22 protein-coding genes are annotated in these 25807 nt (G+C 58.5%); 13 read left to right on the top strand and 9 right to left on the bottom strand.

Features of this window, described 5'->3' with window-relative positions:
• Positions 1 to 40: 40 nt before the first annotated feature.
• The 4 genes from BV106_RS01430 to BV106_RS01415 all read right to left on the bottom strand — a co-directional run bounded on the left by BV106_RS01430 (position 41) and on the right by BV106_RS01415 (position 3169).
• The gene (locus BV106_RS01430) at positions 41 to 1123 is read right to left on the bottom strand and encodes an MlaD family protein (protein ID WP_038159355.1); all 1083 of its coding nucleotides are present in this window, start codon (positions 1121 to 1123) and stop codon (positions 41 to 43) included.
• A 72-nt stretch (positions 1124 to 1195) separates the two neighbouring features.
• Positions 1196 to 1966, bottom strand: coding sequence for an ABC transporter ATP-binding protein (locus BV106_RS01425; RefSeq protein ID WP_051944729.1), 771 nt, complete (start codon positions 1964 to 1966; stop codon positions 1196 to 1198).
• Between the two features lie 28 nt (positions 1967 to 1994).
• Complete coding sequence (locus tag BV106_RS01420) at positions 1995 to 2789, bottom strand: ABC transporter permease (protein ID WP_038159408.1); 795 nt, start codon at positions 2787 to 2789, stop codon at positions 1995 to 1997.
• Positions 2790 to 2908: 119 nt separating this feature from the next.
• Positions 2909 to 3169 carry a hypothetical protein gene (locus BV106_RS01415; RefSeq protein ID WP_009965210.1) on the bottom strand — a complete coding sequence of 87 codons (261 nt, stop codon included), beginning with the start codon at positions 3167 to 3169 and terminating at the stop codon, positions 2909 to 2911.
• Between the two features lie 290 nt (positions 3170 to 3459).
• Between BV106_RS01415 and carB the strand changes: the two genes are divergently transcribed.
• Positions 3460 to 6729 carry a carbamoyl-phosphate synthase large subunit gene (gene carB, locus BV106_RS01410; RefSeq protein WP_038159351.1) on the top strand — a complete coding sequence of 1090 codons (3270 nt, stop codon included), beginning with the start codon at positions 3460 to 3462 and terminating at the stop codon, positions 6727 to 6729.
• 620 nt (positions 6730 to 7349) lie between these two features.
• Here the strand turns inward: carB and BV106_RS01405 are convergent.
• The 4 genes from BV106_RS01405 to BV106_RS01390 form a co-directional block, all read right to left on the bottom strand.
• On the bottom strand, positions 7350 to 8858 hold the full coding sequence (locus BV106_RS01405; protein WP_265595214.1) for a DEAD/DEAH box helicase: 1509 nt from the start codon (positions 8856 to 8858) through the stop codon (positions 7350 to 7352).
• Entirely contained in the window at positions 8836 to 9237 is a 402-nt protein-coding gene (locus BV106_RS01400) for a biopolymer transporter ExbD (protein WP_009965206.1), read from the bottom strand. Before BV106_RS01400 ends, BV106_RS01405 begins: the two co-directional genes overlap by 23 nt.
• Before the next feature lie 44 nt (positions 9238 to 9281).
• Positions 9282 to 9977, bottom strand: coding sequence for a MotA/TolQ/ExbB proton channel family protein (locus BV106_RS01395; protein WP_038159345.1), 696 nt, complete (start codon positions 9975 to 9977; stop codon positions 9282 to 9284).
• A 215-nt stretch (positions 9978 to 10192) separates the two neighbouring features.
• Positions 10193 to 10600 (bottom strand): hypothetical protein, encoded by a 408-nt coding sequence (locus tag BV106_RS01390; protein WP_038159341.1) that lies wholly within the window; start codon positions 10598 to 10600, stop codon positions 10193 to 10195.
• Positions 10601 to 11057: 457 nt separating this feature from the next.
• Between BV106_RS01390 and BV106_RS34885 the strand changes: the two genes are divergently transcribed.
• Genes BV106_RS34885 through BV106_RS01365 form a run of 5 tightly spaced genes read left to right on the top strand, consistent with a single transcriptional unit; the run spans position 11058 to position 17233 of the window.
• Positions 11058 to 12794, top strand: a complete 1737-nt coding sequence (locus tag BV106_RS34885; RefSeq protein WP_051944726.1) for a glycosyltransferase — start codon at positions 11058 to 11060, stop codon at positions 12792 to 12794.
• A 55-nt stretch (positions 12795 to 12849) separates the two neighbouring features.
• A complete protein-coding gene (locus BV106_RS01380) occupies positions 12850 to 13896 on the top strand; it encodes an SDR family NAD(P)-dependent oxidoreductase (protein WP_051944723.1) in 1047 nt (348 codons plus the stop codon).
• Between the two features lie 30 nt (positions 13897 to 13926).
• Complete coding sequence (locus BV106_RS01375; protein WP_051944721.1) at positions 13927 to 14757, top strand: sugar nucleotide-binding protein; 831 nt, start codon at positions 13927 to 13929, stop codon at positions 14755 to 14757.
• Positions 14757 to 15890 (top strand): UDP-N-acetylglucosamine 2-epimerase (non-hydrolyzing), encoded by a 1134-nt coding sequence (gene wecB, locus BV106_RS01370; protein ID WP_038159398.1) that lies wholly within the window; start codon positions 14757 to 14759, stop codon positions 15888 to 15890. The genes BV106_RS01375 and wecB overlap by 1 nt, the downstream gene beginning before the upstream one ends.
• A 47-nt stretch (positions 15891 to 15937) precedes the next feature.
• Positions 15938 to 17233 carry a glycosyltransferase gene (locus tag BV106_RS01365; protein WP_038159338.1) on the top strand — a complete coding sequence of 432 codons (1296 nt, stop codon included), beginning with the start codon at positions 15938 to 15940 and terminating at the stop codon, positions 17231 to 17233.
• A gap of 86 nt (positions 17234 to 17319) precedes the next feature.
• On the opposite strand, the gene BV106_RS01360 is transcribed toward BV106_RS01365, so the two are convergent.
• A complete protein-coding gene (locus BV106_RS01360; protein WP_038159334.1) occupies positions 17320 to 18135 on the bottom strand; it encodes a hypothetical protein in 816 nt (271 codons plus the stop codon).
• A 290-nt stretch (positions 18136 to 18425) separates the two neighbouring features.
• On the opposite strand from BV106_RS01360, the gene BV106_RS01355 reads away from it, so the two are divergent.
• The 7 genes from BV106_RS01355 (at position 18426) to BV106_RS01325 (ending at position 25520) form a co-directional block, all read left to right on the top strand.
• The gene (locus BV106_RS01355; RefSeq protein ID WP_038159331.1) at positions 18426 to 19001 is read left to right on the top strand and encodes an aminodeoxychorismate/anthranilate synthase component II; all 576 of its coding nucleotides are present in this window, start codon (positions 18426 to 18428) and stop codon (positions 18999 to 19001) included.
• 43 nt (positions 19002 to 19044) lie between these two features.
• The gene (locus tag BV106_RS01350) at positions 19045 to 20484 is read left to right on the top strand and encodes an AAA family ATPase (protein ID WP_051944718.1); all 1440 of its coding nucleotides are present in this window, start codon (positions 19045 to 19047) and stop codon (positions 20482 to 20484) included.
• A gap of 375 nt (positions 20485 to 20859) precedes the next feature.
• Positions 20860 to 21309, top strand: coding sequence for a hypothetical protein (locus BV106_RS01345; protein WP_038159329.1), 450 nt, complete (start codon positions 20860 to 20862; stop codon positions 21307 to 21309).
• A 103-nt stretch (positions 21310 to 21412) separates the two neighbouring features.
• Positions 21413 to 22441: a toll/interleukin-1 receptor domain-containing protein gene (locus BV106_RS34880; protein WP_051944715.1), complete on the top strand. Its 1029-nt coding sequence runs from the start codon at positions 21413 to 21415 to the stop codon at positions 22439 to 22441.
• A 359-nt stretch (positions 22442 to 22800) separates the two neighbouring features.
• Positions 22801 to 23664: a restriction endonuclease gene (locus BV106_RS34875; RefSeq protein WP_051944712.1), complete on the top strand. Its 864-nt coding sequence runs from the start codon at positions 22801 to 22803 to the stop codon at positions 23662 to 23664.
• A 293-nt stretch (positions 23665 to 23957) separates the two neighbouring features.
• Positions 23958 to 24590, top strand: coding sequence for a hypothetical protein (locus BV106_RS37955; RefSeq protein WP_265595212.1), 633 nt, complete (start codon positions 23958 to 23960; stop codon positions 24588 to 24590).
• A 315-nt stretch (positions 24591 to 24905) separates the two neighbouring features.
• Positions 24906 to 25520 (top strand): hypothetical protein, encoded by a 615-nt coding sequence (locus BV106_RS01325; protein WP_265595211.1) that lies wholly within the window; start codon positions 24906 to 24908, stop codon positions 25518 to 25520.
• Positions 25521 to 25807 lie beyond the last annotated feature (287 nt).

Raw genomic sequence — 25807 nt, 5'->3', positions numbered from 1 at the left:
CAAGCCTTCCTGGTACATGAGTCCCCAAGAGGGGCTGCCTTCAGCGACCGCGGCCGCCGAGAGGAGGATTGGGGCGCGATGAACCTGAGCGGGGCTTCTGACCGGAACTCGTGGACGGAGCCAAGGGAGGAACCGTGGCCGAGTCGGTGGGAGACCTGTCCTTGTAGAACAGGATGCCGCGCTGGCGCATGTTGGAGATCAGGTTCTTGAAGTCGGTCTTGAGCGCTGAATCATTGATCAATGCAGGCAGCAGGCCTTCACCCTTGCGCAAGTCCGTGGCGACCTTGCCAATGGCATCGGCGCTTTCGTCGATGGACTTCATGGCTCCATCGGCACTGCCCATGACGGTGTCCGCCTTCGTGACCACGCCGTCGATCTTGGTCACCACACCATCCAATTTGGCAAAGGCAGGCTGGAGCTTCTTCACCGACTCCTCGAGGGATTTGGCTGCCTCTTTGAAGCTGCGCACCGCTTCTTTCACGTGCTGGCTGGTCTCTTCGTTCAGTGTCTTCTCATCCAGACGGGTGACGATGTTGTTGAACTTGGAGAACGAGTCCTTCACATCCGCCATCCCTTTCTCTGAGAGCGCGCCGTCATTGACACGTTTCAGCGAGACCCGCAGGTCCGCCACCGCCAGCCGGATGTCCTCCAGAGCCACATCCACCTTGTTGGCAATCTGTTCCGCAGAGTTCTGGAGTCCGGCAAGCCCGGCAGAAACCTCCCCTTTGATGTGAGCCCCGGGTTCGATGAAGCTCGTGGGCTCCTTCCCGCTGGGTTTGATCTCGATGAACGAGTCTCCCAGCAAGCCTGAGGTGCCAATGCCGAACTTGGCATCTGAGCCGATCTTGGTGTTCTGATACACCTGGAGGGAGATGATGACCCCGTTCTGCGCGGCGTTGAGCACGGGCTTCTCCGTCACCTTGCCCACGCGGGAGCCACCCAGCATGACCGGGGTGGATTCCCGGATGCCGGTGCCATCAGCCAGCTCCACGGTCAGGGCATAGGTGGGCTTGAAGAGCTCCCGCACACTGCCGAACTGGAGGATCAGGTAGGCCAGCAGCAGCATGCCGATGAACAGGAACAGCCCGACGAGCAATTCAGATTTTCTATCGCGTTCTTCCATGGTGGGGCAAAGGCAGGTGGGTCGGGGAAAGGGTGAGAGGGCTGACTGGTGGGCTGGGCAGGTGGCACAGGGTCAACCTGTGACTCCGGAGCGGCCCTCGATGAAATCTTGCACTTCGGGATCAGGGGAGTTGCGCAGCTCCTCGGGCGTGCCGAGGAAGTGAATGACCCCGCGCTTGAGCATAGCGACCCGGTTGGCGATTTTGAAGACGCTCTTCATGTCATGCGTCACCACGATGGAGGTCACGCCATAGCGCTTCTGGAGGCGGAGGATCATCTGGTCGATCACGTCGGAGACGATCGGGTCCAGACCGGCCGTGGGCTCATCATACAGCACACATTGCGGCCGGGGGACGATGGCCCGGGCGATGCCCACGCGTTTGCGCATGCCGCCGGAGAGATTCACGGGCATCTTGTCCTTATGCTGGGCCAGCTCCACGACTTCCAGCGCCTCGTGCACACGCTGCTCGATCTCCTTGCGATCGCGGATGCCGCTTTCCACCAGAGGGAAGCCGACATTCTGCTCCACGGTGAGGCTGTCGAAGAGGGCCGCGTTTTGAAAGAGGATGCCGATCTGTTTGCGAATGGGGGCCATCTGACGTTCGCGCAACCCCGTCATGTTCGTTCCGTTGACGACGATGCTGCCGCTGTCGGGCTTCATCAGGCCGATCAGGTGCTTCAGCAGCACGCTCTTCCCTTCGCCGCTGGGGCCGATGAGCATCAAGGTCTCCCCGCGATGCACATCCAGGTCCAGCCCACGCAGGATCTCCTGCCACCCGATCTTGCGAGTCAGGCCGCGCACGGAGATGAAGGGAGAGCTGGAGTTGGGCGGGGATTGGGCCATGGGGCGGCTGTGGAAAGAGGGCGCCTGCTTACATCGCAGTGCCGAGCGGGAAGAAGTAGTTCAGAAGGATGGAGAGGAAGAAATTGCAGATGAGCAGGGCCAATGAGGAATAAACGACCGCACGCGTCGTGCCGATGCCCACACCTACTGCACCGTCGCTCGCCGTGAGGCCCTGATGGCAGGAGATGACCGTGATCAGGATGCCGAAGATCAGGCCCTTGATCATGCCATAGATGATGTCCTGCTCATTCGTGTGCTCCACCACGTGCTGCCAGAACCAGGCGCTGGGCACGCCAAAGCCAAATACCACCACGCAGTAGGAGGCAGCCAGACCGAAGGTGATGCTCTCCGCGATGAGAAGGGGCATGCTGATCAGCATGGCGAAGAATCGCGGCAGCATCAGGTAGTCCACCGGATGCACGCCGAGGGCCCGGAGGGCGTCGATCTGCTCGGTCACCTTCATGGTGCCAATCTCCGCTGCCATGGCCGCGCCCACTCGCCCGGTCACCATCAGCCCTGCCAGCACGGGACCCAGCTCACGGCACATCGCCACCGAAACGATGGCTCCGACCCCGGTCTCCACGCCGAAGTCTTTGAACTTAAAGTAGGTCTGAGCCGTGAACACCGCTCCGGTGAAGGCTCCCGTCACGACTACCACCACCTGGGAGCCGTAGCCGATCGAGACGATCTGGTGGGCGACCAAGCGCATCCGCCAGACCCCGGACTTGATGGCAATGCCCAACTCCCGCAGAAGTGCGGCGAGCTGACCCATGTAGATCAGGAAATTGAGGAAGAGACGTCCGGGTAGGCAAAGGAGGTCCATGAGACAGGTTCGCACCATGCACCGTCATGGGCGCAGCGCAATGAACGTTCTCTGTCTGTCTGAGGCAGTTGACGGCCTCAGGATGGACTTTCCTAACCTTTTGGTGAGGTCTGAGGGGCTCAGACCAGCCGGTCCGTCACATCGCCACGGCGCAAGTTCGTGGGGATTTGGCCGACGAAACGGGCCTGCAGGCCGATGTTCTCGAAAAGGTCGCTGAACTGCTTCAGCGTGACGCGGTTGGGATCATCGATCTCGAAGTACACCATGTCATGGGGAGCATCGAGCTTGTAGCGGGCGGGCAACATGTCCATCTGGTGGCCCAGTTGGAGGACTTTTTCCTCATCACGAAGACCCGGGGCATACACAAGAAGTTCAGTCATAGAGGCAGCGGTTAATTGGGAGTCTAGGGGAGGGCGGGGGATTTTGTCCAGCCCGCTGGCGGGAATCTGTGAAAAAGCGCTGGCATCCACCGACTTGTGGCAACGCCGACTGCCCTGTGTGATTTTATCGTCACCACCCGGCTGGCAGGCCTCCTTCTCCCCCTCCAGATGCGGGCTGCAGAGCCCGGACTGGGGAGCTTGTGGTCTCTTGTCTCGTCTCTCTCCTTTACACCACCCCTCGGGCGTGCCATGTAAACCACCATTTTTGCCCGCGTCCCGTCCTCCTTCCCATGCCCAAAGACACCAGTATCCACAAGATTCTCCTGATCGGCTCCGGCCCTATCGTCATTGGTCAGGGTTGTGAGTTTGACTATTCCGGCGTCCAGGCCTGCAAGGCCCTGAGGGAGGAGGGCTACGAGGTGGTGCTCGTGAACTCCAACCCGGCCACCATCATGACCGACCCGGAGTTCGCGGCCCGCACCTATGTGGAGCCGATCACCCCTGAGGTGGTGGAAAAGATCATCGCCAAGGAACGCCCCGACGCTCTGCTGCCCACCCTGGGCGGTCAGACGGCTCTGAACACGGCCATGTCCCTCTTCAAGGGCGGCGTGCTGGAGAAGTACAACGTGCGCATGATCGGCGCCAAGGCGGACGCGATCGAGAAAGGCGAAGACCGTCTGCTCTTCAAGAACGCGATGCTCAAGATCGGGCTCGACCTGCCGCAGTCGGGCGTGGCCCACAAGCTGGAAGAGGCGCTTGTCATTGCGGAGGAGATCGGCACCTATCCGCTCATCATCCGCCCCGCCTTCACGCTTGGCGGCAGCGGCGGCGGCATCGCCTACAACCGCGAGGAGTTTGAGACCATCGTGGCCCGCGGCATCGACATGTCCCCGGTCAATGAAGTGCTGATCGAGGAGTCGCTCCTGGGTTGGAAGGAATTCGAAATGGAAGTGATGCGTGACCGCGCCGACAACTGCGTGGTCATCTGCTCCATTGAGAACCTGGACCCCATGGGCGTGCACACGGGTGACTCCATCACCGTGGCCCCCATCCAGACCCTCACGGACCGTGAGTACCAGATCATGCGGGATGCCAGCTTCGCCTGTATCCGTGAGATCGGCGTGGAGACGGGTGGTTCCAACATCCAGTTTGCCGTGCATCCCACCACGGGTCGCATGATCGTGATCGAGATGAACCCGCGTGTGAGTCGTAGCTCCGCCCTGGCCTCCAAAGCTACTGGGTTCCCCATCGCCAAGATCGCTGCCAAGCTCGCCGTGGGCTACACGCTGGATGAGCTGAAGAACGACATCACCCGCGAGACCCCGGCCAGCTTCGAGCCCACCATCGACTACGTGGTGACGAAGGTGCCGCGATTCACGTTTGAAAAGTTCCCCGGTGCCGACACCACCCTGACCACGCAGATGAAGTCTGTGGGTGAGGCCATGGCCATCGGCCGTACGTTCAAGGAAAGCCTTCAGAAGGCCCTCCGCTCCCTCGAGATCAAGCGCTTTGGCCTGCTCGGCGATGGCGCTGACAAGGAAGTGGATGACGAGACGCTCACCACAAAGCTCACCGTGCCGAATGCAGAGCGCATCTTCTTCCTCGCCCAGGCCTTCGACCGCGGCTGGGATGTGGAGAAGGTGTTTTCCCTCACCCAGATCGACCGCTGGTTCCTCCGGCAGATTCAGGAAATTGTGCACGCGACCCAGCAGATCTCGGTGAACACCGCCGAGCATCTGTTCAGCCAGATTCCGGCAGCGGAGCTCACTGAGGAGCGCAAGGCCGCCGTGCTGCGCGCCTCGATGCTGAAGATGAAGAAGCAGGGCTTCTCAGACAAACAGCTCGCCACGCAGTATCGCATCACCGACGAACAGCTTCGGGCTGGTCGCATCAAGTATGGTGTGATCCCCACCTACCGTCTGGTGGACACCTGCGCTGCTGAGTTCGAGGCCTACACGCCGTACTACTACTCCACCTACGGCATCGAGAACGAGCGCCGCGATTCTGACAAGAAGAAGGTGATCATCCTCGGTGGTGGTCCCAACCGCATCGGTCAGGGCATCGAGTTCGACTATTGTTGTGTTCACGCCGCCTTCGCCGCCCGCGAACTCGGGTTCGAGGCCATCATGGTCAACTCCAACCCCGAGACGGTTTCCACGGACTATGACACCAGCGACAAGCTCTACTTTGAGCCGCTGACCCTGGAAGATGTGCTGAACATCTGCGAGCAGGAGAAGCCCTGGGGCGTGATCGTGCAGTTCGGTGGTCAGACCCCGCTGAACCTCGCCGCTGGTCTGGCTGCTGCGGGCGTACCGATCATCGGTACCAGCCCCAAGAGCATCGAGCTCGCTGAGGACCGCAAGCTCTTCGCCGCCCTGTTGGATGAGCTGGGCTTGAACCAGGCTCCCAGCGGCACGGCGGTCTCGACGGAAGAGGCCCTCGCCATCACGGCCCGCATTGGTTACCCGAGCCTCGTCCGCCCCTCCTTCGTGCTGGGCGGTCGCGCCATGCAGATCGTGTACAGCGACGCGGAGCTCATTCACTACATGCAGAACGCCGTGGAGGCCAGCCCTGAGCGCCCGGTGCTCGTGGACCACTTCCTGGAAGACGCCACCGAAGTGGACGTGGACTGCATCAGCGACGGTGAGACCACGGTGGTGGGTGCCATCATGGAGCACATTGAAGAAGCGGGCATTCACAGCGGTGACAGTGCCTGCGTGATCCCGCCCTTCAGCCTCACCCAGGAGATGCAGGTTCGCATCACCGATGCCGCCAAGAAACTGGCCCGCGCTCTCGACGTGCGCGGTCTGATGAACATGCAGCTCGCTGTGAAAGGCGATGATTTGTATGTGATCGAGGTCAACCCGCGCGCCAGCCGCACGGTTCCCTTCGTGAGCAAGGCGATCGGCGTGCCGCTCGCCAAGTACGCGGCCAAGATCATGATGGGTGAGAAGCTCAAGGACCTGGGCTTCACCACCGAGGTGACCCCGCCGCACTACAGCGTCAAAGAAGCGGTGTTCCCCTTCAGCAAGTTCCCCGGTGTGGACATCACGCTTGGGCCTGAGATGAAGTCCACCGGCGAGGTGATGGGCATTGACCCGGATTTCGGCATGGCCTTCGCCAAGAGCCAGATGGCTGCCGGCGGTGCTCTGCCCAAGGGCGGCAACATCTTCGTGAGCGTGAAGGAGTCCGACAAGACCAGCGTGGCCGCGGTATCCAAGGGTTACTCGGATCTCGGGTTCGTCCTCTACGCAACGCCCGGCACCGCCCAGCTTCTGGAGGCCGAAGGCATTCCCGTGAAGGTGCTTCCGAAACTGGCCAGCGGTCAGCGTCCGAACGTGCTGGACCTCATCAAAAACAAGCAGATCCAGTTCATCATCAACACGCCCTCCGGCAAGAGCCCGCGTGCGGATGAGATCAAGATCCGCACCGCCGCCGTGGCCAACCGCATCCCCATCATGACCACCGTGCGTGCCGCGGATGCAAGCCTCAGAGCCATCAAGTCCCTCCAGGCCGCTGACATCGAAGTGCGCGCCCTTCAGGATTATCACAAGGCTTGATCGGTTGATCTGATTGAGTTGTTGCCGTCGTCCTGGGAAACTGGGGCGGCGGTTTTTTGTGGGTGGGGTGGGGTGGGCGATGCGATGGGCCTACCGCTCCGCGGTAGCAACGAATGCGGATCAACCAAGGGTTGCACATGATGAGCCCTCCGGGTTCGAAGGCAGGTTCGATGTAGCAATCTTATCTCGGCACTTCCTCCACCTGGATGCGAAGCATCTTTGGAGTGCGCGCGGGAACCGCCGCTTTGGCGGCGCTTGTGAGTTCCTCGTGCCGCGAAATGGGAGCTGGGTCGGTGAGACATTAGCGCTGATGGCTGCCGTGTGGCCGCGCAATCAGCGGTTCGCCCCACTGCGCTCGTTGTCCTCGCGTGGTGCCGGCGAAAGCGGTGTCGAGCCACCAGCACTCCAAGACGCTGGCGCGAGCTTTGAAAAGGGCTGGCTCGGAAAACTCGCGCGTGCTCTGTGCCCAACTGAAGCATCCAACCTCCCACCTCGACCTCACTCCCCAGCACTTCCAACAACGCGAAGCGTCTTGGAGTACGGTGGCTCGACACCGTTTTCTGGCCGCGATCAAGCGCGAGTCACCATGCAGTCAAAGCGAAGTCCATCTCCACCCTCCATCACGCCCCCACACCACTCCCAAGGCTCATCAACTTCGCCAAAGCCGTCGCCATGGCGTTGACGCTTTCCTGGTTGGGCAGCTTCAACGTCAGTGTCGGCTGGCCGTCTTCACCCACGACGACATTCTCCAGCAAGGCTGCCTGGAGGGCATTCACCGATTCCTCAGGCGGGGCCACTTTTCCGGACGGCAGAAGCTCACCCAGGAGGCTGAAGGCGCTGGCCATCAGTGTTCCGGTTGCCTCAGCGACGCGGGCCTTGCGTTCTGCATCGGCGGGAGGCGTTGCTCCTGCGCTGATCCCGGCTGCGACCTCCGCCTGATTCTTGGAGGACACATCCAGATCCGCTTCGACCTTGGCACCCAGCAATACCTCCAGACGTCGTTTGAGTTCTTCAATCCCGGAGGTCAGGGCCACTTCCTGCAAGGTAGAATCAGGATCCAAAACTGCTGACGCCAGTTCGTGTTTTGCCCCCAGCGTGGCCAGCAGGTTCTCCTCAATCGTGCCCTCGGTCACCAGCAAGTGCACCTGGACCTTGCGCTTCTGGCCCATGCGATGGGCTCGGGCGATGCGCTGCTCAAGCAATGCGGGGTTCCACGGCAGATCCACGTTGATGACCGTGTCGGCGGCCTGGAGGTTGAGTCCGGTGGAGCCGGCGTTCGTGGTGAGGAACACCCGGCAATTCGGATTACCTTGGAACTCTGACACCAGCGCCTGCCGCTTCTTCTGGGCCACCTGGCCGTCCAGCCTCACAAAGGCCATCTTGAGCCTCTCTAGAAGGGGTTCGATGAGATTAAGCATCGTGGTCCATTCCGTGAAGAGGATGATCTTTCGCTCGGGTTCGGCGCTCAGGGCCTCCAGCAGCTCAGACAGACGGTCGAGCTTGCTCGAGAAGCCGGGCGATTGCTTGTCCACGAGATAGGTGCTGTTGGCGCTCATTCTCGCCATCAACAGGGCCTTCTGAAGCCGCAGCAGATCCATCTCGCTGAGGAACTTCTTGGAGGTGATGGCATTCACCGTCAGCATGTGGGCATTGTGCAACTGCTGCTGCTCCTCGGTGGCGGGGATGCGGACGATCTCTGTCGTCCGCGGAGGCAGGTCTAGGGCGATGCTGGCCCGGGTGCGACGGAGCAGCACGGGTTCCAGTTGTTGACGCAGCGTATCCAGATTCTTGTAGCCGGAGACACGACCGGTCTCCGTGGCCACCCGGTGGCTGTGGAAGAAGCGGTAGGCAGGCCCCAGTCTCCGGTCATCGACAAACTCCACCACGGAGAAGAGGTCATCGATCCTGTTTTCAAGCGGGGTGCTGGTCAGGACAAGGGCGTAGGGGGAGCGGAGGCCCTTGATGATGCGGCTCGTCTTTGCCTCCCAGCTTTTGATGCGCTGGGTCTCGTCCAGAATGACGAAGTCCCACGAGTTGCGCTCAATATCGAGGTAGTCCCGGAGCACCTGCTCATAGTTGCAGAGGGTGAGGCCCCGTACCCCGCGATCATCGCGCAGGCTGCGTCGCATAGGCGACTTCATAGCCGAGGCTCAGTGCGGAATTGGCCACTTCCTGGACTCTACCAAAGGGGGCCATCTCGTCCGCATGGATAATGAGCTGGCGGGTCTCTTTCTTCTTTTCCTCAAGGCCTTTGCGCATCTCCAAGAGGGTCACTGGTCTGCCTTCCAGATACAGGAACTGGTCGGAGTTGGCCGTGACGGTGGCGACGAGCGGATGGTGGAAGTCGCGGAGGGGGAAGCCGCTTTCGGGGAGCTTCACGCTCACGCCGCTCTGGATCACAAACGAGGAGCCTAGCAGGAAGAAGATGAGCAGGATGAGCAGCACATTCAGCACTGGGCCCAAGTAGAGCCAAAAGGTCTGTTTGGGCAGATGGCTCTCAAGCTTCATGGCAGGACAGGCGGACTGGCTTGCAGCGGACGACCGGAGGAGACTCAGGCGTTCTTGCCAATCTTGCGCATGCCGGAGTCGCTCTGGCGGAACTCCACGATCTGGGCACCCGAATCTGCATTCTGGGCAGGTTCACGGTGGTCATCCAGGATGTTCACCACCTCAATGCCGGCGCGCTCCAGATCATGCATCAGGTGACGGGCCTTGGCGGCGAGGAAGGAATAGAAGAGGAAGCTGGGGATGGCCACCACCAGGCCGAGGGCGGAGGTGATGAGGCTCTGGTAAACGCCGCGGGCCACATCGGCCGGTGTGGCGTAGCCATTCACGTTGTTGAGCTGCGTGAAGGTGTCCATGAGGCCGGCGATGGTGCCGAGCAGACCGATTAAGGGAGCAGCGTGGGCGATGCCGTGAAGAACACTCAGGTAGCGCTCCAGGCGGGGCACTTCCAACTGGCCCGCTTCCTGAACGATCTCCTTGAGTTGCTCGCGGGGCACGTGGTGGCGGAGCAGGGCAGCGTGCAGTACGCGACCCACTGGCACCCGCGTAGCCACGCATTCCTGGAGGGCTTCAGAAAAATTCTTGCGCCGGATGAGGCTGGCCAGACCGGCGAGAAATTCCCCAACATTCAACGACGCGCGGTGAAAGTATGCGAGACGCTCTGCAAAGATGGCCAGGGCGAGTCCGAAGCAGCAAAGCAGCAACCAGACGAGCGGGCCTCCTTTGGAAAGTAAGTCGGGCATGTGCGGCGGGGAAGGTGGTAGAAGGGTTGGAAGGTGGTTCGTTTACGTTGCGATGCCCGCCGAAGGACGAACAAATCACAGAGTCCCGTGATGTTCAGGCATGAGTTGGAGTCAACCCGGCCACGAGGGCCGACCTTAAAGCGTTTTTCATGCCGTGGCAATTCATGAATTCGCAATCTGGGGCTATTTTTCCATGGGTCATTGGACGATAGAAACTAGAACGTTGCCAGCACTTCATAGCAGAGGGCGTCGGGGCCCTTTTCCCTCAGATCCTGAGGGAGTTCCTCCTCCATGAAGAAGGTCCCGTCCACCGGCAGCACCAACTCCCGCCGGGGTTCGGGGAAGGGCTCATAAAGGCCGTTCTGCCGGGTGCCCAGCCATTCGCTCAGGTGGAGGTGGCCGTCGTCAGGCTGGTAGATCGCGCGGCGGGAAAAGAAGACGTATTCCAGCCCCAGCGGCGCATGGTGGAGGTGCACTTCCACACTCCCTTCGGCGAAGGCGCGCTTCAGATTCAGGGTCGCACGATCCACCTCCAGCAGCAGGTGGTCGGTGGTAAGGTGAAAATGCTCATTCCGCAGCCGGCCAGTCACCGCAATCAGACGCGACGTCTGGGGCGTGGTCATCGGGATGGGGGAAGATCGAACAGGGGGCATGGCGCTGCTCCTGAGAATGGTTGATATTATGGATGAATTAAGTTTATGCGCAAGTGGGAATTGAGAGGGATCTACTGCCAAAGGTTTACGCATTGCATGCGGTATGGGAACAGCCTGCCAATTCGTAAGGTGTTCTTGATGAGATGTTAAAGCGATGAAGCTTGCAGGGGAGTCGTCGAGGAGGCGCTTTGGGGCGTCTAAATGCCGCATGTTGGCGCTTGAGTTACCATAGCGCTTTCGCTTAAGACAGAGACCTTGGTGGGAAGGCTCATGGCGGTGCAAGGGTTAACCTTGCTTTCTTGTGGCGAGCCAGAAAACCAGGCCGCCCATGCCGCACCAGTCTTGTGTCCCCGAAATTCCCCCCCTTGCGCATTCTCCAGTGACTCGTTTACCCAAGCATCTCTATCTTTACTGGGACCATGGACCCATGTCGTGGTTGCAGTCCAGGACCGTCACCACCTTTCATGATCTTAATCCCGACTGGGAGATCACTGTCTTCGTCCCTGCCGCAAAGAGCGGCTCGGCCGTCAAGTACATCCCTGACTATCTAGGATTCGATCATTTCCCGGCGGTAAAGGAGCTGCCGTACGTGAAGATCGTGACCGTTGATCTGGCGGAATATGGCATTGGTGAACATTTGCCCGACATTTTGCGGTCCGATATCCTCCGTTATCAACTTCTGTACCGGAACGGCGGGGTATGGTCGGACTTCGATGTGGTCTGGATCAAGCCGATGTCTGAATTTGGCCAGGTGCAAGGCCTGGGCGGTGCCTTGGCGACGGCGGGAGCGACAGTTTGTCTGTCCCAAAACACGACCGGCTGGCACAACATTGGAGTGATGATGTCTTTGCCGGGTCATCCGCTGTATGCAGAGTTGATAAAAATCTGCCAGGAGCGTTCAGACAGATCAGCAGATGGAAGAGCCTTGGACCATCAGGAGTTCGGTGTGACCTTGCTGAACGGTCTCTATCCGACTCTCGAGGAGGTCCGGCAGCGCTACCCCGATGTGGTGGGGGTGCCTTACGACATCTTCTATCCCTACCCAGTTTTCAATCTGGAGGCCCTCTGGTTGGAGACGAAGTTGGAGAGCCTCCACGATCAGGTGATGTGTGTGCACTGGTTCAATGGCCACCCCCTGAGCAAGGATTTCGTAAACGGCCGCGGAAGAGAGGGGGCATCCATGTCTGTCATCCTGAACCGGCACGTGGTGAAACAGCGAGCGCTCCACCCGCCGGCTGCCGGGCGCGGGGAAGCCCCTGGCGAAGTGCGATACATCTGCCACCATCGTCGGGATCTGTTTTTTCACGACGTGCTGAAGTTTATCCGGCCCACCGGCAAAGTGTTGGACCTGGGGTGTGGCATCAGGCCCATGACCTTCTTCCGTCCGCTCTTGCACATCATGGCAGACGTGCACGACGAGTATGTGCAGATGCTGCGTCATCAGTATGCCCACCTGCCGAGTTGCCTGGTGCTTCAGGGGGATGCCCTTCAAGTTCTGAAATCCTTCCCGGATGGGGGCCTCGATTCCATCTTCCTTTTGGATGTCATTGAGCACCTTCCGAAAGAGGTGGGGCTGGAAATGATCCGGGAAATGGAACGGGTGGCGGCCGTGCAGATCGTCATCTTCACACCGCTCGGATTCATCCCGCAAGAGTGCGCGGAGGAGGGGCACGATGGATGGGGACTTTCGGGGACAGCTGTGCAACGCCATCAGTCAGGGTGGGGGCCGGAGGACTTTCCCGCTGACTGGCAGCATCATGTGTGCAGGGACTTTCACAGGTATAATTGGAAAGGAGAACCCACGCCTCCCTTCGGGGCATTCTTCGCCATCAAGACGAAGTTGCATGACGCAACTATTTCCTCGCCTCTGACGGATCGTCAGAAGGCGGCTGTGCGATTCATGCCAGTACTGGAGCCATCCGAGGTGGAAATAAGGGAAGACAGAGTGCAAAAAGGGTTTTTGGAACTGCATCGCCGTCTGGACGGTCTGACCCACTCCTTCAAAGGGAAGCTGACGAATGTAACCCATGGTCTGAAGAAGGTGGAAAAAGTGACTGGAAAACTGGAGAAAGCAGTGCTCAAGCAACAGGCTCGCCCATCGGGGTGCCGCCGACTTTGGAAGAAAATCATGCTGGCTTTCAAAGGCCGGAAGGATTCTCTTTGAGGAGGCGGGTCTTGTTGTCTGACGCTGCTCCATCATCATCGCAATATTCTCCTTCATGGCCGCTCCTCTCCTGCCTACCAAGTTCCCTGGAAAAACCGTTCTCATCACCGGCGGCACAGGTTCCTTCGGCAATGCCGTCGTGCGTCGGTTTCTCACTCAAGAAGTGGATGAGATCCGAATCTTCAGTCGGGATGAGAAAAAGCAGGAGGATATGCGGATGGAGTTCCGCGATTCCCGCTTGAAGTTCTACATTGGAGACGTGCGGGATATCAGGAGCATCAGTGACGCCATGCGTGGCGTGGACATGGTCTTCAGTGCTGCGGCTCTCAAGCAGGTGCCGTCCTGCGAGTTCTATCCGATGGAGGCGGTCTATACCAATGTGCTCGGTACTGAAAACACCCTGAAGGCTGCCATTGCGAACAAGGTGGGCAACGTCATCGTGCTGAGCACGGACAAGGCCGTCTATCCCATCAATGCGATGGGTATGACGAAGGCCCTGATGGAGAAGGTGGCCTCGGCGCAGTCTCGTAATCTTTCCCCCGGCAGCACGACGATCTGCGTGACTCGCTATGGGAACGTCATGGCGTCGCGGGGCTCGGTGATTCCGCTGTTCGTGCAGCAGATCAAGGCGGGGCGTCCCTTGACGTTGACGGATCCAGGCATGACCCGGTTCATGATGTCCCTCGATGATGCAGTGGATCTGGTGCTCTATGCCTTTCAGTATGGGCGCAGTGGAGACATCCTGGTACATAAAGCGCCTGCGGCGACGATCGGACAGCTGGCCCGGGTGTTGCAATCGATCTTCGAGTCGAAGGAAGAGATCCGCGTGATTGGCACGCGACATGGCGAAAAGCGGCATGAGGCGTTGCTTTCCCGTGAGGAAATGGTCCGGGCGGATGATCGCGAAGGTTACTACTGCATCCCATCAGACACACGGGATCTCAACTATGCCAACTATGTGGAGAAAGGGGAGCGGAAGGTCACCGAGGCGATCGACTACACCTCAGAGAACACGCGCCGCCTGACCGACGAAGAGCTGACGGAAGTGCTGCTCGGGCTGGACTACATCAAAGCTGAGTTGGGGGCCGCAGTTGCGGTTTGATCGAATGAGGCCACCACACTGCGTCACTGAATGATGAAGCGTGTCTTTGTATTGGGTCACGGCGGCATGCTGGGGCATGTCGTCGTGTCCCACCTGACCCACTGTGGGTATGAGGTGATAACCAGCGGCCTTCGGTATGAGGGCGGACCGGGTGATCCTTTGCTCCAGGCTGTGAGAAACTCCGGATGCGAATGGGTAATCAATGCCCTGGGGGCCATCCCGCAGAAAAAAGGGTGCGACGGCACGATGTATCGTGCCAATACCCTCTTCCCCCTGCATCTGCTGCAAACTCTGGGAGGAGAACAAAAGCTTATTCACGCCAGCAGTGACTGCGTGTTCTCCGGGAAAACGGGGGGCTATGCGACCGCGGCGGAACGGGATGCAGACAGCATCTACGGCCTCTCCAAAGCGCTGGGCGAGACGGTGGCGCTGGATCCACGGGTGCTCTGCCTTCGTGTCTCCATTGTCGGTCCGGAACTGGGCGGCGGTGGCAAGGGGTTGCTCGCGTGGTTCCTGGGGCAGAGCGGGAGCGTTACTGGCTACACCAATCATCTCTGGAATGGGATTACCACGCTGGAATGGGCCAAGGTCGCGGATGAAGTGATGCAAGGGGCTGCCCCATGTCGCCATGGACTGGTCCAGGTGGGTTCCCCTGAAGTCGTGAGCAAGTTTGAACTGCTTCAGTGGTTCGCGGAAGCATGGGAAAGGCAGACGACGGTGATTCCCGCCGACACATCCACACCAGTGGACCGAACATTGAAGCCAGACTGGATACGTCCATCCCTGAAACAGCAGCTGGTGGAGCTGAAAGCCTGGCAGCAGGCTGGCCCTGCACTTGATTCCGAAGGAGGGCTGCGATGATGAAAAAAATGAAAGTGATGACCGTGGTGGGCACGAGGCCGGAGATCATCCGGCTCAGTCGCGTGATCCCGGTTCTGGACCAGCTCACGGACCACGTGCTGGTGCATACCGGGCAGAACTACGACTACGAGTTGAACGGCATCTTCTTTGATCAGCTTGAGATTCGTCGGCCGGATGTCGTGCTGGAGGTGGCGGGACGGAATGCTGCGGAGTCCATTGCCAACGTCATTCGCGAGATTGACGCCGTGTATGAGCGGGAACAGCCAGAGGCGCTCCTCGTCCTGGGAGACACGAACAGTGCGCTGTGCGTCATTCCGGCGAAGCGGCGGCGGATTCCCATCTTTCACATGGAGGCGGGCAATCGTTGCTTCGACTCGCGTGTCCCTGAGGAGATCAACCGTCGCATTGTGGATCACACCAGCGACGTCAACCTCTGCTACACCGAGCATGCACGCCGCAACCTGTTGAGAGAAGGCTTGCCGGAAGATCGGGTCATCAAAACGGGGTCGCCCATGAAGGAGGTGCTGGCCTTTCATGCGACCAAGGTGGCAGCTTCTGACATCCTGCCCCGTCTGGGGTTGGAGGAAAGAAAGTACTTTGTGGTCAGCGCCCACCGGGAAGAGAATGTGGACAGGCCGGTGCACTTGCGATCACTGGTGCGGGCGTTGGAGATGCTCAACGGGGAGACGGGTTTTCCGATGATTGTCTCGCTTCATCCTCGCACGCGCCGTCGATTGGAGACTGAGGGGATCACTCTTCCTCCATCGATCCGTACGATGCCGCCGCTTGGGTTCCCTGACTATGTCGCCCTTCAGAAGGCTTCCTACTGCACGATCTCCGACAGCGGCACGATCACGGAAGAAGCGGCGCTGGCCGGATTCGCTGCCGTCACCGTCCGGGAAGCTCATGAGCGACCGGAGGGCATGGATGAAGGGGTGCTGGTGATGAGTGGCCTGAACCCTGAGCGGATCCTCCAAGCTGTGGCGGTCGCGGTGGCCCAGCGGGAGGCGGGCATCATCCCGATGGTGCCGCCGGACTATGATGTGGACCAGGTTTCGTGGAAGGTGGCAAAGGTCATCTGCGGCTATGCGGACTTTGTGAAGCGGGTGGTCTGGCAGGAAAAGGATCTATGAAATAGTGAATAGCCGGCGCTTGGATTTCCCCGGCTGCGATTGCGAACATGATCTCGATTGTCACCGCCTACTACAACCGCAGGGCTCTCTTTCTGCGTACGCTGCAAAGCCTCGCCAGGTACGGGAGCGGCCATGATTTCGAAGTGGTGGCTGTGGACGACGGCAGCCGTGCGGAGGAGCGCATAGAAGATCTGAGCCTGGAGTTTCCCTTTCTCCGGGTGATCCGACTGGAGCCGGACCGGAAGTGGTACTGCAATCCGTGCATGCCGTTCAACCTCGCCATCAAAGAGGCGAAGGGAGATGCCCTGGTGCTGCAAAATCCCGAGTGCCTGCACGTGGGGGACATCCTCAGCCATGTGAGAGCCCATCTGGCCGATGGGGTGTACCTCAGCTATGGGTGCTATGCCTTAAGCGCAGCCGACACGGAGGCCCTGCAGCGTCTGGCACCCGAGGCAGTGCCGCAATGGGCAGACTCCCTGCCCAGACTGGAGGTGGCCCCTCATCTCGTGGCGGGGGAAGGCTGGTACAACCATTCCACGATCAATCCGCGGGGCTTTCACTTCTGCGGTGCTCTGACGCGGACTGATCTCGAAAGACTGGGCGGGTTCGATGAACGCTATGCCAAAGGTGTGGCCTACGATGACGATGACCTGGTTCACCGGATCCGGATGGCTGGGATCGGCTTCCGTTTTGTGGATGAACCGCGTGTCTATCACCAGAATCACTATGTGAATCCCGGGAATGGCGCACTCTGTGAGCGCAGCCTGAGGAATGAGAAAGTATTCCGCCTGCTCACCCAGCCGTCCACAGCCTGCCGGGCAAACCTCTCGGGCTGGGGAGATCCGTTCTCCGCTGAAGCGGAGCGCATCAATGATGCTCTGAATGAGCTGATCCTAGGGAAGGGCGGCCTGTACGCGAAATTGGTCGAGAAGGAGAAAACCGAGGCCGAGGAGCGTCGACGCGCGCTGGAGAAAGCGAAAATACGGCGGTCCGAAGAAGCTGCCGCGATCCTGGAGGTGCTTCGGGAGAGCTTAAAGGGGGCCAGGCAGTTGATTCAAGGGGTGCGAAACTCGCTGCTCGGCCGTTGGAAGTGGCGGAGTCCGCAGAAGCGTGCGTGGGAAAAGGTTGAGAAGATCCTGGAGAAAGCTAGTGCCTACCAGGAGCGGGGCCGCTATGAACGTGCGGTGGAGGAGTGTTTCAAAGCACTGTCTGGTGCCACCTCGATCGGACTGGAGGTCACGCGCGGATTGCCCGGCTGGCGCGCCGTGGCCGAACGTCACCACACACAGGCCGAAAAGCTCTCACAACTGTGGCGCCAGAAGGCTGACACTGCCGTGCCCTAGGGAGAAGGGGCCCATCTGCGCGTTTGGAGTAGCCGCCAAGGCGCACCGCCCGGCTTGTCAGTCCCAGCGGTGATGGCTTGGCAGGGTCAGATGTCCTCGATCCAGTTTTCCACCGCAGCGTTGATGGTGAGCCCCAGGCGATCCACTTCCAGCTTGGGTCGGACTCGTTCACAGAAAATCAGCTCCAGAGGCTCGTTGAAGTAAGCGGGATCCGTTTTGAAGAGATCGTAGGAACTCGAGACCGCCTTTTTGTACTCGGCGTAGTGTTCGCGGGAGATTTTGTAGAAGCTCGTCCAGTAGCAGGTGGTGTTCCGGGGGGGCGGCTGGGGCGGTGGCGGTGGTGGCCCTTTGAGCCAGCGCATGACGGTCTGGAAGGGCGTCGATGGGCTGGGTGTTGGCAAGACGACCGGTGCGGCGGCAGGTGCAGTGTCGGTTTTGTACTTCGTCAGGGGCTGATTGACCTTGAAAATGTTGTGTGCGTTGTCGAACTGGGGGTACTCGAACGAATCGTTGAGCACGTAGCGACCGCAGATCTTGAAGAGGTGTTTCCACTGGAAATCGAGCTGGTCGATGGCCTGCAGCCCCAGTTGCACCTGTGCGAGCTCCCCCACCGCTTTCGTGGGATTGATATCCGTGTCTGCGTTCAGGGTGCTGTCGTCGGTGGGGTTGATCAGCAGATCCACGGAGGCGCGCAGCCCTTCGATCATGTCCGGAGGGAGTTCGGAGTTGTCCACAAAGATGACGTACGACCGGGGGATCTTGTCCCGGACCGACCGGATGGTCGCCAGGGTTTGCTCGTACCTCTGCTCCGTAGGGTAGATGCTGCGATTCGGTGTGTAGGAGAAGGGCCTCTCGGACACCTTGATTTTGGAGTTCACCAGCACCAGGGAAATGGGGGGCATTGGCTGTCTTTGCGTGGGAGGTGGGGGAAATTGGGCTTGGTTTTGTCCCGGACACGATTCAGCTGATGTCAGGTTGCTCAACAAGGAAGGTGAACGGCGGGTGAAAAAGTGGAAAAGAGGTGGATCGCAATGCTTGAATAAAAGGCGGTGCCAGCTGCCGAGATGGGCGCTGGAGGAAGGGGAGAGTGGCACATTCTGGGTTTGAGAACCCCTCCAAGACGCAGGGAAGCGTCCAAGCCGTTTGCCAGCGGCGTTACGTGCATTACATTGGTTCCCTAGAGGCCCCATCCATGCTCCTGATCATCGACAACTACGACTCCTTCACCTACAACTTGGTCCAGTACTTTGGCGAGATGGGGGCGACGATGGAGATCCGGCGCAATGACAAGGTCACGCTGGAGGAGATCGAGTCCCTGAACCCCGATCACATCTGCATTTCGCCCGGGCCCTGCACGCCCAAGGAGGCTGGCATCAGCAATGAGGTGATCCGCCGCTTTGGCAGCCGGACCCCCCTTTTGGGGGTGTGCCTGGGCCACCAGTGCATTGGTGACGTTTTCGGTGGGAACGTGATTCGCGCCCCTCGTCTGATGCATGGGAAGACCTCCCGCATCCACCACACCAACCAGTCCGTATTTTCTGGGATGCCGGAGGACTTTGAAGCCACTCGCTACCATTCCTTGATCATTGAGCGTCAGAGCCTTCCTGATTGTCTGGAAGTAACGGCGGTGGCGTCTGATGACGACACGGAAATCATGGGGGTGCGCCACAAGGAACTCCCCATTCACGGGGTGCAGTTCCATCCGGAAAGCATCCTCACTCAGGACGGGAAACGACTCTTGAAGAATTTTCTGGAAATGCGCTCGTAGCGGCACTTTAGTTGCTAGTCCAGCCGCACACGGGCTTCTTGCCATGTCTCGACTCCAAACCCTTCGCGAAGCACTCACGCAAGCGCCGGACAACACGGCTCTCCTGCTGTTGTACGGTCACGCTTGCCTGGATGAGCTCCACCTGGAAGAGGCTCAGGAAATCCTGGGTCGGTTGCTGGCTTTGGAGCCAGACCATGCCGAGGCTCAGTTGAGCCTGGCCCGGGTGCTTGTCCTTCAGGGCGACACCAGCGGTGCCGCCGTCCGGGCGGAACGGGTGCTGCAAAAGCATCCTCAGAATGCAGGTGCCCACCTGCTGCTGTCCCGCATTCACCTTACTGAGAACCAGCGCTCCAAGGCGCTGGAGCACTACAAGCGTGCTCAGGAAATCGACTCCTCAGCCGCGGACGCCGCGCTGGAGGCGGATCTGGGCCGTGTACCCAAGCCGACACCCCAACTCGGACGCGATCGCAGTTCCAGCCCGCTGGAGCTTCCGGACGACGATGAGGTCGGCAGCGAGCTGCCCCAGGAGTTCTTTGACGATCCCTTTGATGAGCCTGCCGGGTACGAATGGCGGCCCGAGACCTTCTTTGCCCCGGGCGATGGCGAGCGCTTCCGCGTGACCTTTGCCGACGTGGGTGGCATGGAGGCCCTCAAGGAGGAGATCCGTCTCAAGATCATCTACCCGCTCCAGCATCCAGACCTGTACAAGGCCTATGGGCGCAAGTCCGGCGGTGGCATCCTGCTTTACGGTCCTCCCGGCTGTGGCAAGACCACCATCCTCCGGGCCACGGCCGGCGAGGTGTCCTGCAACTACTTCGCCATTGGCTTGCACGAGGTCTTTGACCCGTACTACGGCAGCATCGAGCGCAACCTGCACCAGATCTTCGAAACCGCCCGGGCCAACACGCCCTGCGTGCTGGTGTTCGACGAACTGGACAGCCTGGCGCCAGACCGCCGGCATGTGCGTGACACGCAGATGCGCAACGTGGTGAACCAGTTCCTGAGCGAGCTCGACGGCCTCCGCAGCGACAACCAGCGTATCCTGGTGATTGGTGCCACCAATTCACCCTGGCAGCTGGATCCCGCCCTGCGTCGTCCCGGTCGTTTTGACCAGGCCATCTTCGTGCCGCCGCCGGATGATGCCGCCCGGCATCAGATAATCCGTCTGCTCGCCAAGGACAAGCCCATTGCCAAGCTCGATCACGAACAGCTCGTGGCCACCACCGCCGGATTCTCCGGGGCGGACCTGCGCTGGGTCTTTGATCGTGCCGCAGAGCTGGCCCTGGCTGACGCCCTCCATGCGGGGAAAACGGTCCCCATCACCATGGAGCTGCTCCAGCAGGTCTCCCAAGCCCACACCCCCACCACCCAAGCGTGGCTGGATGGCGTGAAGCAGCAGACCCCGGCCGCCCAGCAGGACGCCCTCTACCACGAGGTGAGGAAGTTCATGCAGGCGACTTCAGCGGCGAAGCAGCAGGGTTGATCTATCTTCGTTGGTTTTTCAGGGGCGCGGTCGTGAAGACCGCGCCCTTTTTGTTTTGTGGTGGCGTGGATGAGATGAGTGAAGTCGCTGGAAGGGGGTAGAGGGTGCTCGATCGCGGTGCGTCTTTGCCTGCAGGCTGTTTTCCGCCCTAAGTCGCTGAAAACGAACACCGGCATCTGCGCGAGATTCCCGCATGTTTGAAGTAGAATCTTTCCGATGCGCCTGACTTCCTGTACGTCGCAAGACGTAAAATCGAAAATATATCGAAAAAATTCAAGCTACGCCGGCGTTGCTTTTTTTTGCGTGTCGTTGCAAACTATCCGCATATTTTGCCTTTAGCCACGCTCGTGCAATTCCCTAAGTCCCAAAACCCCAATGCCTACAATCCACGACATCATCGCAACTGAAACCTTCCGCCAGCGCGTGGCCGACACTCTTATCAGCTCGCAGATCGATCAGTCCGGCACTGCCTACGACTCGCGAGACGGACTTATCAAGGGAAGTGTCACTGCATTCGCCGTCCAAACCGGTCCCACCTTTGGCACGCCGGACGGCGAGGATCCTGACTGGACGATTCCCTTCACCGGAACTGGCGATACGACCGTCGATTACAAGACCTCCGATAGCGAGTATGGCAGTGACGACGTTGCCGGCCCATTCGAGGGTTTTGCTCGTGTTACCATGCCTTCCGATCAGCTGGCATCTGCGTCGGCAGACGACGTTGCTGAGGAGGTTCAGTTCACGATCGAGATCGAGTCCGTTACACGCGACGCCATTGAACCTGAAGTGCTATTTGATGACTCCGCTATCGACGAGCGCGCCTAGCCATGCGCTGTAGCCGATCCGGGCGAACAACGTGCTGGTGCCAATCGCAGGGGGGGCTGTCTCGGCCATGTCTAGCGTAACCTTAACCCGCCATTCCGCTTCCATGCTCATCACTGCCCCGGTGATTGGCACCGCTTGCAGGTGCGACAAGCAAATGAAACCCGAAACCAAGATATTCATTTCGCACGCTACTGAGGACAAAGTTGAGTTTGTCCGACCGCTGGCAGAAAAACTGAAAAGGCTCAGTCATGTGTGGTACGATGAATATTCACTCCCTTTTGGAGCGAGTATTTTTGGCAGCATCTCCGCGGGACTAAAGGACTGTGATTTTGGAGTTGTCGTCTTAAGCGATCCTTTCTTTCAGAAGAAGTGGACCCAAGCTGAAATTGCTGGATTGTTTGCTCTTGAGAACGTCGGAACCCGCAAGATAGTCCCTATTTGGAAAGGCGTCTCGAAGAGCGAAGTTGAGAAGTTCTCGCCGATTCTTGCAGATAGGCGTGCCATCGATAGCGCCCAGGAGCTCGATAAAGTGGTCGCATGCATCGTCGAGGCAATCGAGGCGGCCTCGGTTGAAAGCATCTATGTGCATGAGCCGATCGTCAGTGATCCGCGAAAGTGTTTTCAAACACTAGGATCACGCCTAAGTGAGTACGTTGCAACTAGGGCCATGAATCAGTCGCCAGGGGCTCCCAACCTTGTCCATGCCGCTCAGTCGCAGTTTGTGTCACAACTCAATGCTGAAGTAGAGCAAATAGCTTTAGCAAATCCGAAGTTCGGGATTAGCTGGAGTTCGGGTGAGTTTCGTTGCATCCCATATGACATTGTGTGGTTCAACGTCACGCTACCAAACGAAGACGTGGTTCGCGTGGAGACTACCCGTCCAAAGGGGGCACTTACAGGCACACGACTTGACATTAGCGTCTTCAGACCAAAGCGAGATGAACACGGGAGTTTCATTCGTCCTGACAGGTTGGAAGACCATCAATTTGTTCCTGAGTTGACCGCCAATGGCAACGTCGTGTGGACAGAATCGGCAACAATTAGATTTGACAACTCTGGGCTCGTGGACTTTTTTCTTATGACGCTTCATTCCCATTTGGCGGCGATCATTGAATCGCGAATGAAGGGCTAACAGAACGGATGCAGGCAACGGCTCCAATTGCATCTTTTGCGTCATCGACGTTTCCATCTCGTCTCCGCCTGCTTCGAAACATCCTCCGCAAGAGCGCGCTCAGCACTCATGGAACCCGCCAAAGCTTAATCCTTCTGCCTAAATGAACATCCCCAAGTTCATCGATCCAGTTGCAGTGAATCGGAGTCCAAGAAACTCGCACAGCATACTCCGTGAACAAACGGGGGCGAACAAGCGCTGGTGCCCGCTGGGACCGCTGTGTCACTCGTGCCTTTCGCAACTTTAGCCTACGATCCCGTCTCCACCCTCATCATCCCGCCCCGGCGGTCGGCATAGTTTAGGCGTTCATCCAACTGACTATGTCATGGCGTATTTATGAACAGCACATCACAGAGCATCTTAAGATGCTCTACCCAGATGCGCTCATTGAGCATGACGTTCGCCGCCGAGGCATCTTTTCTCACTCTGAGCGTCAGATTGATATCCTCATTTCTGGGTCACTGGCTGGCTTTAGCACGGACATCGCGATCGACTGCAAGTATTTCTCAACGAAGATCGACATTGGCATAGTTGAGCAGTTTATCGCCTTTCTCGCCGATTTGCGAGTTAGTAAGGGAGTCATTGTCACGAACGTGGGCTTCTCAGAAGCGGCCCTCAGACGAGCCCGCAATGAGGGGCGAGACATTGATGTCGTCATATTAGACTTCGAGGATTTGGATAGCTTCAATGGAATTGGCGGGGCTACAATGTATAAGGATGATTGGGGTGTGATTGTGCCTTGCCCGTCGGGATGGGAGATGCACAGGGAGCCTCACCCACAGAGGCTTTGCATTTATTCCCGTCCCGGCATTCATTGGAGGCAGGCATACGATGACCGAGAGCTCATCTACCCGGAGATTTCATCGAGAACCGAGATGCCCCAGATCGAAGACCTGCTAGAGTTTCACCGACGTTCCACGACATTTCAGTTCCCGAACGCGAAGTTCGAGTATGATCGAAGCCCCGGGGCACCGTTTCGAGCCACCGAGGATCGCTCGTTGCTGATTCGGCGCATAGACTATGAGGAGTACACTGAACCTGAAATATCTGTTTTCATCACCTTCCCGACGTTCTACTTCTTTCTGGTGCTCTTGGCCCCCGAGAAGCAGATGCAACGGAACTTGAAGAAGCTCGCCTTTATGGCGAAAATGGCACTGCCGATTCAACGCGTTCATCCATCATGACCAGTCCCACAGCTACAATGAAGGTCAATAAAGCGCTGGTGCCAGCCGCCGGGGCTGCCGTGTCAAACATGCTTTCCGTACCTCCAACCCACCATTTCGTCTCCGCGCTTGCCCCAGCTTAGACGTTCGGCCCAAGATCAGAATCTGTGACACCAAGAGTATATCGATCATTTCGAAGCTTCATCACAACGCTCGGACGTTTGGATGGAGCGCATGAGCTCGCTGAGTTAGGGCTCCGTCATCTAACGACGTCTTTTGGGGGCTCTTCTGACTTTTCGGGTGATGTTGCATCCTTGGCTCACGATCACGGTTTGCATGTCCGTGTTGAATCGCCGCAGGACGCCCATCGTGTTGTTGCCCTATCTGGTATTAGTTCTGCACATGCTTGCTATGAAGTATTTCTTCTCGAGTTTAGCTCAGAGCTTCGTGAACTGAGGTCGATTGATGTTGATTTTGGCAGGCTCCCTGACGGAGTTGCAAAACACGACCATTTTGCAACATGCCTTCGAAATGCTCAGTTGCTCAGCAAGTCGCCCGAGTTTGCAGTGCTCGATTTGTTGGTGGAACTGGTGAGGCTAACTCGAAACGAGCAAGCACACAAGGGACGAGCGCTGCCAAAAAGATTCTCAGAGATACTCACGCGCCTTGCCAACTGCTCAAACTGGGACACCGTTTTTGAAGGTCGCTGTAGACCATCGCCCTTCGCAGACCTGGGTTATGATGATTTTCTCCTTTTCACGCATGCTGTTCGTCGCATGGCGGAGTTTTGGTGCAAATTGCTTCTGCCCAGTCCTCAAGACATTGCACTGCATTCGGACATTAGAGCTTTTATCGCTGAGCAGGGTTCTCAAAAGCTTCCTCAGTTTCTTCGAGATCGTTTTGCACTTGATCCTTCCAGCGCTGAAGATGTATGCTCGCGACTGTGAATTTGGGATACTGGTGTAGTGGTAGCATCGCCCCTCGATCAGCCGACACTCCCTGCGAGTCGGTTGATCAAGGGCCAGGCGTCAGTTCGATTCTGACGTATCCTGCGCAAACAATAGGTCGAACAATGCGGATGCAGGCAACGGCTCGGATGGCCTTTGTCGTGTCATCGGCGCTTCCCCTCGCGCCATCGCCTTATGGGGGCACTCGCTTGCTTCAACTCCATTCGCGCATAGCGTTAGATTTTGCATAGCGCGCGAATGCTAAAGGACGTGAGCCGAATAGAAAAGGGCAGCGACAGCGAACCATTTTTCCCAATGACAGCCGACGAACTTCAACGATGGGCCAGCATTCTGCGATGGGTTGGATTGTCCGTTACGACCATCGGCATCATAATCACCTTCGGCAGTCACTATGTTGCCGACAAGCTGCTCGTAGTGCAGCGCGCCGACAAGGCCAAGGCGCAGGAACGACAGAAATTCGCCGAAGATCAAATTTCCGCCGCTCACACTCAAGCAGAGGAAGCCAACAAGCTTGTTGCCGCACTCGAAGCCAGGGGCCAGCCTCGCACTGTTACCCCCGAACAGAATCAGGCATTGCGCGCCGCCATGCGCAAGGGGTTTTCGGGCGGCCTGACCGTTCCTATCATTATTGCATCCAAGATGCTCGACCCCGAGTGCGAAAGTTACTCCAAACAGCTTTCTGACGCTCTTGCGGTGCCGCCAGAGGCGCTCGGTCTCACCCCACTCGGGGCCTTCACGTTTCAAGGCATTCGCATATTCTCGGTCGGCGAAGCCGCTGCGGATTCAGCTGAAAAAATCCGCAGAGCATTTCAGACCGTTGGCATTCCGTTCAGTCCCGAGCCGTACCAAGCTAAATCGTGCCCCATCCATCCCGATGTTGGAGTGTTCATCTTTGTCGGTTACAAGTAACTCAGGCCGATCCGACCTGCAACAAGACGGGCTATTGCGAGGTTGCTCCAGTTTGCACCTTTCAAAACATGTAGCAATGCTCGTGATTTGAGATTAATTTGAATATTTGCTGCCTATAATGTTGTTGATTTTTTCTGTTTTTTTGCAGACTATCTCTACGTTCGATCTAAGAGCAATGTCCTCCGCAACTGCAGAATCGCCCTTTTGGTTGAACCTGGACCCGAAAACAAGTCGGGCTCGGCTGCATGTGGGCACCTGTAGCCATGCCATTGAAAAGGGAGAGAGGC

Origin of the sequence: Verrucomicrobium sp. BvORR106 (assembly GCF_000739655.1) — a bacterium.
GTDB lineage: Bacteria > Verrucomicrobiota > Verrucomicrobiia > Verrucomicrobiales > Verrucomicrobiaceae > Verrucomicrobium.
The sequence above is the reverse complement of the archived record's forward strand: the minus strand, read 5'-3'. Positions and strand labels throughout refer to the sequence as shown.